A 12,481-nucleotide genomic window follows, 5' to 3' on the forward strand; every position below is an offset into this window, starting at 1 on the left:
GCAAGCGTGAGTTCGAGCAGCGGCTCCACAAAGCGTTGCGGGCGCATCTTCGTTGCCGGAGCCATCGCTGCGCATCCCATTGGCGGCGGTGGCAACACCTGGGCGTTTCTCCAGTACGTACTGGGGCTGCGCCGACTGGGTTTCGAGGTGTTCTACGTGGAGGAGCTGCCACCGCAAGGCTGCTTCGACGAAAAGTGGCGGCGAGTCCCCTTCGCCTCCTCCTACAACGCGCGCTACGTGCAGCAAGTGATGCAAGAGTTCGGTTTTGCTGACCACGCGGGCATTTGGCCGGCAGAGAACCCCAACGAAGGGGTAGGGCTCTCGTTTCGCACCCTCTCAGCGATAGCACGGACTGCTGACGCGATTGTGAACCTCTCCGGGCGCATGCATCGGGCTGAAATCCTCGCTGGCCCTGCCAAGCGGATTTACATCGACCTCGACCCCGGTTTCACGCAGATCTGGCAAGAAGGGTATGGCGTGAACATGAACCTCCAGGGTCACGAGAGTCATTTTACCGTCGGCCTTTGTGTGGGAACCCCGCAATGCCCCGTGCCCACATGCAGCATTCGTTGGCACCCGACCCTGCCCCCTGTCGTGTTGGATGCTTGGGCAACGAACCTTCCTCCCGGGAGTACATACACAACGGTTGCCGACTGGCGTGGCTACAGCCCCGTGCAATGGCAGGGTACGTGGTACGGGCAAAAGAGCGAGGAGTTTCTTCGCGTCCTTTCGTTGCCGCGAAGCGCCCCAGCAGCGCTAGAGCTGTGCCTTGCAATTCACCCCGAAGAGCCCGACTTGCCCCGTTTGCGCGAGGCAGGTTGGAGAATTGTCGATCCGAGACAATGCGCCGCCACCCCCGCTGCGTACCGGGACTACATTCAAAGCTCGCGTGGCGAGTTTACGGTGGTGAAAAACGGCTATCGCGTTGGCCACACTGGCTGGTTCAGCGACCGGAGCGCTTGCTACCTAGCTGCCGGTCGCCCAGCGGTTGTCCAGGAAACGGGCTTCAGCAGCGCTTTGCCCACCGGAAGCGGTTTGCTTTCCTTCGTCAATCTTGAAGAGGCCTGCCAGGCGTTGAGAATGGTTGAAGCTCGCTATGAGCAACATGCCGCGAGTGCACGCGAGCTCGCCCGGGAGTACTTCGACTCCGATCGGGTTCTCCAGCGCTTGTTGCAAACCGCGGGGGTTTGAACTCTAGGAACTCGACTTCCGATGGGGACCAACAAGGACGTCGTCGTCATTGCCGGCTACTTCGCGCGCTGCCCTCTCGGCGGGTACGCGTGGCAAGTGTTGCACTACCTGCTCGGATTCGAAGAGCTGGGGTTTGAAGCTTATTTCTATGAAGACACCGCCCTCTATGGCGAGTGCTTCGACCCAGTCACCCGCACGATGCCGGCACGGTGCGACCGCGGCGTAGAAATCCTCTCCAAGTTTTTCGCCGCTCATGGGCTCGGCAAGCGCTGGCATTTTTGGGAGGTAGGGTCACAACGCGAGTTCGGGCTCCCACGCAGCGTGATGCTCGATCTTCTGGAGCGCGCTCGCCTCGTGCTCACGCTTGCACCCGTGACTCGAGTCCCTCAAGCGGGGCGCGCCACCCGCGTCTTCATCGACCTTGACCCTGGATACACACAGTTTCGTTACCACCAAGGTGATGAGGCGTTACGCTCCTTGTTGCACGAACACCACCGTCATTTCACCATTGGCGAACTCATTGGTTCTCCAGCCTGCGCGGTGCCCACCGGCAACTTGCACTGGCTCCCCACGCGGCAGCCCGTCGTAACGCGGCTGTGGCTTGGGTCGTCACCTGCAGAGGATGGAGCTTGGACCACCATCGGTCGTTGGCACGAAACTCGCCGCGATATCGTCACTGGGAACGACCGCTACGGTTGGAGCAAGCGCGATGAGTGGTTGCGCTTCCTCGACTTACCGCAGCGGGCAGCACAGCGCTTTTGCGTTGCTATGGATGTTGCCAAGTTTCCCAACGACCTGGCGCTCTTGAACCGCTACGGGTGGGAAGTCGTCGACCCATTAGCCGTCTCGGCCGATCCGTTCGTATACCGGGACTTCATTTGCTCGTCCGCTGGAGAGTTCACCACAGCGAAAGACTTAAACGTGCGCCTGCGCACGGGCTGGTTTTCCGACCGCAGCGCGTGTTATCTCGCCGCCGGCCGGCCGGTTGTCACGCAAGCAACCGGATTCGAGCAGGTTTTGCCAACCGCAGAGGGTCTCTTTGCTGTGACCACTGTGGAGGAAGCGGCGGCAGCGATCCGCGCAGTAGCATCCGATCCGCTTCCCCACCGGGCACACGCCCAATTGATCGCCCGGACCTGGTTCGAGGCTCGACAGGTCCTCCATGAGCTGATCGAACACGTTTAACATTCCGGCAACTGACAAAAACCGGCACTGCTGACAACGTGGTGACACCCTTCGCGTGGGTCTCATCACATACGACTTTCTCGTTGACAGAGGTGTGTGCGCATTCAACGATACGGCGCGGGATTCGCTAATTCCGAGCGACCGCGTTCCAGCGCACCACATTGGCGGAGGGAGTCATGGGCGATGAAAACACGATTCTAGGTGTCCGACACGCACGTCACCTGCTGCGGCGTGCGGGATTCGGCGCGCGCAAAAGCGACGTGGACACCTTTTCCGGGCTCAGCCGTGGCGCCGCGGCCGATCGCTTGACCAGCTTCAAGCCTGCAAAGTTTCGGCCCTCCGGGAAGGACATCTGGCGTCGCCGTGTGTCCTGGTTGAAGTACATGGTGCGCACCAAGACTCCGTTGCAAGAAAAGCTCGTTCTTTTCTGGCACGATCACTTCGCGACTGGCTACGACAAGGTACAAAACCACCACTGGATGGCCGATCAGAACCGGCTGCTCCGTACCTACTGCAAGGGCAACTTCAAGGACTTCGTGAAAGCCATCAATGTCGACCCGGCGATGATGGAATACCTCGACACCTTCCGGAACTTCAAAGAGCAGCCCAATGAAAACTACGCGCGGGAGCTCATGGAGCTGTTTACTCTGGGGGTCACTGACCTAGCCGGGCAGCCGAACTATGAGCAACAGGACATTGTGCAAATTGCCCGAGCGTTTTCCGGCTGGGGCTGGGATTGGAGTCGTAATCGGGTGCGCTTTAACGATTGGGCACACGACTACATGAGTGAGTACGGCGCCGAGCGAGGGCCCAAGGTCATTTTCCGAAACCACGGGGGCTTTGGCCCCAGTGGACGAGACTTTACCCAACCAGGCGGCGAAGGGCCGCAAGAGATTTCTCAAGTCGTGGACATCATTTTCGAACACCAAGACAGCGACGGGAAGAGCACTGTTGCCCGTTTTATCACGAAGAAGCTGCTCGAGTATTTCGCACACCCGCTGCCAGCCTATCCGGAGAATGCCACGATCATCGACCGCATTGTGCAGCGCGCCGCTTTTGACACCACCTGGGACCTCCGCCGGTTAGTGCGCGAGATTTTTGTCGACGATTTCTTTTACGAGACGGCAGCAACCGCACCGTTTTCTGCGACCACTCCAAAGTCAGTGGTTTGGCCCATCGACTTCGTGATGACCACCTTGCGGTTGCTGCGCGTCAGCCCGCGCAGCGACAAGTGGGGCAACTGGTACATCGAGGGCGGCAACTGGGGGAACGTAACGGATTATTTGGCCGACATGGGGCAGATTCTTTTCGAGCCGCCCAGCGTATTTGGCTGGGACTGGGAAGAGGGCTGGATCAACAGCGCCACCCTGCTCGCCCGCTACTCTTTCGCCCGCGATGTCGCCATGGCGCGGGGCAACAAAGCCCAGCACCTCCGCCCGCAGCTGCTCATGGACCTCAGCCTCACTGCGCCTGCGGACATCGTCGACGCCGTCACCGAGGTGCTCGGCGTGCGCGATGACGTCTCGTCTGACGAGCGTCAGGCGCTGATCAACTACCTTGGCCCTGGCTCGCTGGATTTGAACGACCCTGGTGTCCGGCAGCGCAAACTGCACGGTTTGTTTGCTCTGGTTCTCCAAATGCCCGCATTTCACCTTCACTGAAGAGGAGTTCGCCCACATGTCGCTTTCTCGTCGTGATTTTCTCATTCGTTCGGGCCTTCTCGCCGGCGGCCTGATGGCCCAGGGGCTGTGGAATCGTGCCCTCGTGCGCAAGGCGTGGGCAGACATCGGAGATCGCTTTCTGGTGTCCATATTCCTCGACGGGGGCAATGACGGGCTCAACACCGTTGTGCCGGTTGCCAACGGGACCTTCGCAAACTTTAGAACGAGTTACGAAACCCTGCGTCGCAGCGGACCCGGTGGGTTACGCCTTTCTACGAGCGTGCTAGCTCCATTAGCCATCGCCCCCGACCCTTCCACCAATACTCCCCTCGCGCTTCACCCCGGGCTCGAGGGGCTCCATCGCTTGTATCAACTCGGCAAAGTCGCGGTCATCCAAGGGTGTGGCTATCCGGAGTACAATTTGTCCCATGCGGTGTCGCGCTCCATATGGGAAACTGGCACGCGTGCGGCCATGGGTGGGGGCTGGCTTGGCCGCTACTTAGCGTCGCGTTATGGAGCCTCGGACATCCCGGCTCTCTCCGTCGGCTACTGGATGGCGGGAGAGCTACACCAACAGGCTACGAGTGTGTTGACGGCCAGTCGCCTCTCGGAACTCGAGTTTCCGCTCGACGACTGGTACCCGGCGGACGACAGCGACAAAATCGCCGCATTTCAGGCTGTATATGCCGCTGCTCAGGCCTCGGCGCAGCCGCTGCTCCGTTTTGTGGGAAACAGCGGCCAAGCCACACTCACGGCGACCCAGGCCTACCCGGATCTCGATGGTTTGTACAACACCGATCGCCCATCCTGGCTCCAGCAGTACGACGACCTCGACAGCGGCACGGCACGTCGGCTGCGCGAGGTGGCAAAAGTGATTTACGGGATCACGCAAGGTGTGCCCAACATCGCTGCGCGGCATTTCGCCTTAGCCAATGGCGGTTATGACACGCATTCCAACCAAGGCACCGTGGGTGCAAACGAAGCCCACTACGAGCTGCACCGGGAGGTCGGGGATGCACTCGAACTCTTCTACCACGACCTCGACGACATGGGGGTGGCCGACAAAGTGCTTGTGATGATTTGGAGCGAGTTCTCGCGACGGCCACAGCAAAACGACAACGGCACCGATCACGGCTCGCAGGGCCCCGTGTTCCTCGTGGGCGGCCGGATCAACGGCGGGGTGTATGGCAACCACCCTAACATCTCGGATAGCCGTGTTCTGAACCCCGGCGCCACGTGGGATGATGGCAACACCAAGTACTCGCAGGACAACTCCGATCCGCACCGTTCCACCGACTTCCGCGACGTTTACGGGGCCATTCTCAAACACTGGCTGGCAATCCCCCAAACGGAGATTCTTGCCAGTCTCTTGCAGCCAGACATAGGCGACCCTGCACAGTACTGGACTGCCCCCAACTTCGACTTTGTGCACCCGAGCAATAGCCAGCCTTTGTTCTTGCCATGAGACGCGCAAGGTTTCTCCTGCAAGTTTTCTGGTTGCTGTCGTTGAGCGCTGTGACGCCATTGGCCAACGCGCAAGTGGCCGGAGGAGGCCCGGCCGCAACGGATTGTTGGGTCGCGTTCCAATCGAGCCCGGCGCCAAACACTCCAACGTCGAGACCGAAGTACGTTCGCTGCCGCGACCAAGACACCAGCTGCGGAGATAGCGATGCCACCGTTGGGCAGTGCGGTTTCCAGGTGCAAATCGGCCTCAACACGACTGCCTTCACGGGCTGTAGCCCATCGAGTTTCCCTGCCGGCGGCTTTGCGATCCCCTACTCGGGGCCCGGGTTCGATGATCACCCAAAGCATGTGCCGGACTTCGAGCCCCTGCAGCTTTTTGCCGAGGGCGAACTCCCCCTCACGAGTGCGGATACCGACCGTTGGTCGAGCCCCGCCACGGTGCGGGTAATACTGCCAGTCACGCAAACGAGTTCAGGGCCGCGCTTCCGCCCTTATACCTTGAAACTCCAGACGACGATTTGCGCGGTGCCTTTGTTGAGTGGAGGCAAGTGTCCGGCCGGCGTCAGTCAAGATAAGGATACCTTCAAGCTTGCGTGTTTGCCGCCGGTGGATCCGATGACCAACCAGCCCATCAGTCCTTGCAGCGGCATCAACAGCACCTTCGAGCAAATCCAACAACACATCTTTGACCGGAAGTGCTCCAACCTCGCCGGATGTCACGGCTCCATCGAGCCCACGCATGACTTGTGTCTTAAGCCTTCCTGTGGTGGTGGCCGCTCCGCGCACACAGATCTCGTGAACGCCACGCCGCACAACTTCGCCGCCGCATCGGACGGACTGTTGCGGGTCAAACCCGGCGACCCAGACGGAAGCCTCTTGTACCTGAAATTATTGGGAGGGGCTCGTCTCAACAGTCCGACGTTCGGCACCGGTGCGTACGGGCTCCGCATGCCCTATCACAACCCGGCTGCCGATCGTGCTCGCCCTCGGCTGACGGCTGGCGAGATCCGTTTGCTCAAAGATTGGATCCTTGCCGGGGCTCCTGCCTCCGGGTTCATCAGCAGCAGCTACTCTTGCCAATAGCTTCGGTTAGGAGGTGGCACTGATGCCGGTGATCGGCCCAGAGCAGTGGAATTACCAGACGGCAGCGCACTTACTGTTGCGTTCGGGATTCGGTCACCACGGTTCCATCCGCAAAAGTACTGGCGAGGCAACTCTCGTGCGCGCACTCGCCAACAAGACACCGGAGAAGGCTGTCGATTGGGTTTTGAACTTGCGGGTCCCGCGACAACTCCAAGGCCCAGGGAATCTTGTCGCCCGCGACTGGGCGTCCTTCGATTCTCTGCGGGCGTGGTGGCTGCAGTCGATGATCAAAACCAAGAATCCCGCCCTGGAGAAAATCGTTCTGTTCCTACACACGCATTTTGCCACGGCCCAATCGCGCGTGAACAAGTCGCTCTACATGGCGAAACAAAACGCCTTGTTCCGGGCGTACGCGCTCGGGGACTTTCGTGAGCTCGTCAAAGCGATCAACATCGACCCAGCCATGCTGTGGTGGCTGGATGGACAGTCAAATTCCCGCCGTGCCCCTAACGAGAACTACGCTCGCGAACTCATGGAGCTGTTTACCTTGGGCGTGTTCGACTTCGCCGGCAACAAAAATTACTCGCAAGCCGACGTCACCCAGGCAGCGCGCATGCTCACCGGCTGGCGGATCCGCGAAGTGAATAACGACGTCGAAGCCTACTTCGACATGAACCGCCACGATACGGGCTCCAAAACCATCTTCGCCCCCGATCCGAATGAAACCCCCTTACAAAACCCGGCGAATGCATACACGGAACCCGCTTCCAACGACGCGCCCTGGGCGGCGGAGGAACACCGGAGGCTGGTGGACGCCATCTTCAACCATCGAGACACAGAAGGGCGGCCTACGGCAGCCCGCTTCCTCGTGCGCAAGCTGTGGAAATTCTACGCGTACGATCCGGTGGTGGACGTCGGCACCAGCCGGGAAGACCTGAGCTTGATTGACGAGCTCGCCGACGTGTTCGTGGCCAGCGGCTACCGCATTCCGGCAGTGTTACGGGCGATGTTTCTCCGCACCGAATTTTACGCGGACCGCACGCGGACCGTGAAAAGCCCTGTCGAATACGTGGTTGGCTCTTTACGCATGCTCAAGGCAACGCGGACCGAGGACGGCCGCTACACGTTGCTCGACACGTTGGAAGAGCTCAGCGATCAGGGGAACCAAAACAAAGGTGGCCTCGGGCAAATGGGGCAGACCTTGTTGGATCCTCCGGACGTTTTTAGCTGGAAGGGCAACTCCTATTGGATCACTTCTCATGCGTTGCTGCAGCGGGCAATCTTCGCGGCTCGCCTGTGTGCTCGCCGCTGGCCAGTAAACCGACCGAGAGACGCGGTCTGGGTGGAACGCTTGCTCCCCCGCCGTGCAATGCCGCGTGCCGAGGTCGTGAACCGCTTGCTCTTGCTCCTCGGCCCGATCGAAGTCGACGCCGTCACCCATAACCACTTAGTCGAGCTCCTTGGCCCGGACGATCCCTTCGATCCTCGCGACGAGCAAAACATCTTCTTCCGTCTTCATCCGCTTGCGCAAATGATTCTGATGTTGCCGCAGTACCACGTGCACTGAAGAGCAGGAACAAGGAGGTGCACTCATGCAGTTTTCCCGCCGAGATTTTCTCAAAGCTTCGCTGGGAGCATCGGCTATTTTTGCGCTGCCGGGTGTCTGGTTGCGGGCGCGCGAGGCCAGCGCCCTAGAGGCCTGCGAACAAGGAACGAATTTGATCCTCGTCGAGCTCGATGGCGGGAACGACGGGCTCAACACCGTCGTGCCAATGTCGGATGGTACGGGGCAAAACCGCACCCGTTATGACTTGGTCCGGAAGTGGTTGAATATTCCAGTGTCGGAGCTCGGGCCCACCCAAATCGATAACGACCCGCTGCACAACGGTGCGCTCGCGTTGCACCCTCATATGAACGGGCTCAAAACGCTGTACGATAGCGGTAATGTCGCGGTAATCCTCGGCGCCCATTACGCCAACGGGAACCTCTCCCACGACGTCTCGAAGTCTATCTGGTACAAAGCAGATCCGTTGCTGTCCGGCATCAGCGACGGCTGGATGGGGCGCACACTCGACGCGCTGTGCTTAGGGCAAAATATGCCCGTGCCAGCGGTTGACATCGGTCGATCGCTGAACCCGCTGTTCTTCGGGCGAACCTCAACTCTTGCTTTTACAAGCGTGAATGACCTGGTCATCCCCAGCAATCCCGTGTTCAGCCAGAACGCAGATCGCCAGCCATTGGAACAAGCCTTTCGCTCGGTTTACCAGGAGCTGGCAAATTCCAGCGGTGGCTTCATCGGGGAATGGGCGCGTGTCGGCTATGCGGTAGCCTCGCGCATGGACGCGTATCGGACGGTTTCTTCTTCAACCGCAGAAAATCTGAATGCACTGATCAACGGCGCACCGGATCATCCGATCGCAGCACCTACGCGGCAACGCTACGGTTTGGCAACCGCGCTGCGGCTTGTGTACGCACTGCTGCGCGGTGCTCAACCAGGAGACCAGCCACTGGGCTGCCGCATCTTCCGGGTCGGCATCGGCGGCTTCGACACTCATTCCGACCAAGGGAAGCACATCCCGTTGAGTCAAAAGCCGCTGAATCAAAAAGTAGCTGAGAACTTTCCCGATGAGCTCCACGGCAAGCTCCTGCACCAGGTCGACAAAGCCATCACTGCCTTCTGGCGTGACCTCGAGGCCGCCAACCTGCACCACAACACGCTGATCATGACTTTCACCGAATTCGGTCGCCGAATTGCCGAGAACGGCAACAACAACGCCGACAGTGGCACCGACCATGGAACCGCAAGCCCGGTGTTCGTCATCGGCCCGACGAAGACCCAAGCTTCGACCAACTCCTTCGTAGCTGGCGGCGTGTATGGTGCGTATCCGGAGCTACACCTTCCTGACCGCAACGGCAACATGGTCCCGACGTTGGACTTCCGCCACATTTACGGGGAAATCATGGTACACTGGCTCGGCCTCTCTCCGTCCACCGCGAACAACATTCTCGGGGCCGGTGGTTTTAGCTACCAGCCGCAAGGATTCTTAGCGTAAGAGCATATGGCTGTTTCACGCTTGCCGTCGTGGCGAGTTGGCGGCTCTCGACGGGACGTGGAGTTTGCTCTCGTCGATTTGCTGCAGGGCACACATTTCTGCCACACAGTGGAAGAGCTCCTCGGTCAATGACCGCGACACCACGCCGCTCAGCCAGTATTCCCGATCGAACCAAGTGCTCGAGCACAGGTAACTCCACGGATCGCGCAAGCCGAGCAGGTGCAGGTACTGAAACTCGTAGGCGTAGCGCACCAAACGCTGAAACAACGCCGTTGGCCGGGTGGATTGCTGCAAGCAAGTGACGTTGTTACGGACGTAAGTTTCCAGTTCCAACGGCGACAAGAACTCCCGAGCGACGACGTTCGCCCGGTAATCTTCCATTCGTGCATACACGATGTTGGCTAGGGCGCGCCCTACCCCAGCTTGCGTCGCAAGCTTTTCCAGCTCGTGGCTCAGCGCAGCTCGAACCGCGGTCGGCGCATCGCGGACCACCCGCTCGCAAATGTCCTCCAAACGAGCACACAATGCTACCCCCTTTGCTTCACTCTCCGCAGGAATACCCACCCAGCCAGCCGAAGCGGCCAAATGACCCCACTCGTGCATCGTGCGCGCACCGAGCATGAGGCGCTCGTACGGCGGAGCCGGAAGGCGCAAGCGATCCATGCCCGGCTCACCTAAGCGATACGCAATGATTGCGCGCCCCGGCCACAAGAAGCTGAGGCCGCCTGGCTCCACGCCGCCAACCTGTGCCGGCATCTCTTCGCACGCTGCTCTGCGAAAGCTTAGGCTATGGTGGTCAATCACTTTCAAGTCGGCCTGCACACTCGCGAGCGCGTCGGCAGAGGAGCCCGCTAAAAAGGATTTCACACGGCTCGTGTCGTCCGGCAGCGCGGGATCCCAAACAATGTCCATTCGTTCGCCGACAACCAAGACCTCGGGGCGCTCGGTCTCGAGCCAACAGCAAAACGCCCGCACGCGATCCTTATCGACCCGCTTGTACGAGCGGTAATGTTGCTCGACCACACGCTCGGCTACCCGCTGCCAACGCCGCTGAAGAGCGGCCCACTCCTCGCCCACCGTCCGCGGGCCGAGCAGGCCGCTCGCACCTAGTGGCACCAGTCCGCCAGGAATTGCCAGACTCGGTGGACGCAAGGCCGGGTGATACAGCATGCGAATCCAAGGCAACGCGTCAGCCAGCGCTTGCAAGGCCCTCGCATCAGGCCGCGTAGAGCGGCGAGCGCCGTTGCAAAAGTCCGCTACCTCCTCCTCCGTGCGGACCAACCAGTAGGATAAATTGCGTTCAAAGGCGGCCAGCACCTGCCGGTGCCACCCCATGCGCTCGGCGTGAAATAGAAGGTAGGTGCCGAACTCTGGAGAGGAGGTGGCAGGGTCGAAGTCGTCTTCATACAAAAGCCACGAACCGTTGTAGATGGGTTGGAAGTACGGTCTCACCCGGTGCCCGCGTCGTACGATGCAAATGTGTTGTGCGCGCGGGGGAAACCAGTCGCGCGGAGCGATTTCATGCAAGGCGCGCGCTCGTTGCCAGTAACGGATGATGGCATCGTGCAGCGCGCGAACCCAAGGCGCCCGCATCCCACCCGTGGACTCCAAGGCTTCTGCAAACTCGTGGCAAAGTCCGCTCGAGCTGATGGCCTCCACAGGAACGACCACCATCTCGGAATGCGCGAAGCACCAATGCCACCGAGTTCCGTTCACAGGGCGCTCCTTGCGAAACACGCTACCATGGTCGTGGACGACGATCATCTCTGGCGCGTTTGTTGTGGCTCCGCGTCCCACGGACGGTTGTTTCCGTTCCAGGCTACCCTCGAGAAATTGGCGTGATCTCCTGAAGCTTCCGCCAGGGGCCGCGCTCCGTCGGTGCGACCGCACGCGCGCACCCGCACGTTTAGCGGTCGGCGAGCGCTCATCGGTTGCTTCCATTTAGTCCCACGCCAAGGCCGGCGGAACTCGCTCCCACGCCCCATTCCGCTCAGGCTGGGCCCGTTCTTTTTGGAAGGGAAACAACGTCGAGTCGCGCGGTATTGCCGTCATTGCGCTTTCCTCCAAGGGGTGGCACAGTCACGGCCCAGGAGGTTTTCATGGAACATCCGATGGATCCGGCGGCGGCACTGGCACGGCTCGCTATGGCTGTGATGGTGGCGGATGGCCGAATCACCTCAGAGGAATTGGCAACGGCAGCAGTGTTGGACGAGCTTGGGCTTGGCCCCATGCGCCCGCGTTTGCTTGCCGAACTTGAGCAGACTCGGTCTGGGCGGCTCGAGCTCGAGCCCGCGATTGCTGCGCTTGCGGCCCTCTCGCCTCGAGCGCGTGCGGTGATCTTCGAAGTTCTCGCTGAGCTTGCGGCAGCGGATGGGGACCTGAGTCAAACGGAGGCAGCACTGCTCGACCGTCTTGCCGCACGCTGGGACTTGGAGCCGGCAACAAGCAGCAAGATTCCGCCACCCCCACTGCGGAGCGAAGACAAACCCAGCGAAGAAGCGGGGGTGAAAGTGCCTATCCGAACATCGGAGGCCGAAGCGAGAAGCAGTTCGACAATGGAAAGCGGCGCAGCCCCAACTCGCTTTGGCGATGGCTTACCACCAGAGCTGGTGCGCGCGTTGGAGGTGCTCGGCTTGCCACCGGATGCTTCTCCGGCGGCCGTCGATGAAGCATTCCGCGCGCTGGTCCATCGCTACGACCCGGCTCATGTGATCGACCTCGGGCCCGAGTTTGCTGTACTAGCGATCCGCCGACTCGGTCAAATTGCCGACGCCTACCTTACCTGGAAGCGCCTGGAGCACACCCGTCCATCTTGATTCACTCATCCCCCTCGTGCTGGCTCGG

10 protein-coding genes are annotated in these 12,481 nt (G+C 60.5%); 8 read left to right on the top strand and 2 right to left on the bottom strand.

Annotated elements, in window-relative coordinates:
- Positions 1-6: 6 nt before the first annotated feature.
- From N3C12_11920 to N3C12_11945, 6 genes are all read left to right on the top strand, one after another.
- The gene (locus N3C12_11920) at positions 7-1,191 is read left to right on the top strand and encodes a hypothetical protein (protein ID MCX8073140.1); all 1,185 of its coding nucleotides are present in this window, start codon (positions 7-9) and stop codon (positions 1,189-1,191) included.
- Between the two features lie 21 nt (positions 1,192-1,212).
- Positions 1,213-2,376 (top strand): hypothetical protein, encoded by a 1,164-nt coding sequence (locus N3C12_11925; protein MCX8073141.1) that lies wholly within the window; start codon positions 1,213-1,215, stop codon positions 2,374-2,376.
- A 176-nt stretch (positions 2,377-2,552) separates the two neighbouring features.
- Positions 2,553-4,037 carry a DUF1800 domain-containing protein gene (locus N3C12_11930; protein MCX8073142.1) on the top strand — a complete coding sequence of 495 codons (1,485 nt, stop codon included), beginning with the start codon at positions 2,553-2,555 and terminating at the stop codon, positions 4,035-4,037.
- A 16-nt stretch (positions 4,038-4,053) separates the two neighbouring features.
- Positions 4,054-5,502 (top strand): DUF1501 domain-containing protein, encoded by a 1,449-nt coding sequence (locus N3C12_11935; protein ID MCX8073143.1) that lies wholly within the window; start codon positions 4,054-4,056, stop codon positions 5,500-5,502.
- 233 nt (positions 5,503-5,735) lie between these two features.
- Positions 5,736-6,584, top strand: a complete 849-nt coding sequence (locus N3C12_11940) for a hypothetical protein (protein ID MCX8073144.1) — start codon at positions 5,736-5,738, stop codon at positions 6,582-6,584.
- Between the two features lie 22 nt (positions 6,585-6,606).
- Positions 6,607-8,151 (top strand): DUF1800 domain-containing protein, encoded by a 1,545-nt coding sequence (locus N3C12_11945; GenBank protein ID MCX8073145.1) that lies wholly within the window; start codon positions 6,607-6,609, stop codon positions 8,149-8,151.
- A 124-nt stretch (positions 8,152-8,275) separates the two neighbouring features.
- Here N3C12_11945 and N3C12_11950 read toward each other — a convergent pair whose 3' ends face one another.
- Positions 8,276-8,494 carry a hypothetical protein gene (locus tag N3C12_11950; GenBank protein MCX8073146.1) on the bottom strand — a complete coding sequence of 73 codons (219 nt, stop codon included), beginning with the start codon at positions 8,492-8,494 and terminating at the stop codon, positions 8,276-8,278.
- On the opposite strand from N3C12_11950, the gene N3C12_11955 reads away from it, so the two are divergent.
- On the top strand, positions 8,495-9,637 hold the full coding sequence (locus N3C12_11955; GenBank protein ID MCX8073147.1) for a DUF1501 domain-containing protein: 1,143 nt from the start codon (positions 8,495-8,497) through the stop codon (positions 9,635-9,637).
- Between the two features lie 15 nt (positions 9,638-9,652).
- Here the strand turns inward: N3C12_11955 and N3C12_11960 are convergent, their stop codons facing one another.
- Positions 9,653-11,353 (bottom strand): hypothetical protein, encoded by a 1,701-nt coding sequence (locus tag N3C12_11960; protein MCX8073148.1) that lies wholly within the window; start codon positions 11,351-11,353, stop codon positions 9,653-9,655.
- 383 nt (positions 11,354-11,736) lie between these two features.
- On the opposite strand from N3C12_11960, the gene N3C12_11965 reads away from it, so the two are divergent.
- The gene (locus N3C12_11965; protein ID MCX8073149.1) at positions 11,737-12,453 is read left to right on the top strand and encodes a TerB family tellurite resistance protein; all 717 of its coding nucleotides are present in this window, start codon (positions 11,737-11,739) and stop codon (positions 12,451-12,453) included.
- The last annotated feature ends 28 nt before the right edge of the window (positions 12,454-12,481 follow it).

The sequence above is a fragment of the Candidatus Binatia bacterium genome (assembly GCA_026415395.1).
In the GTDB taxonomy this organism is placed as follows: Bacteria; Desulfobacterota; Binatia; order HRBIN30; family HRBIN30; genus HRBIN30.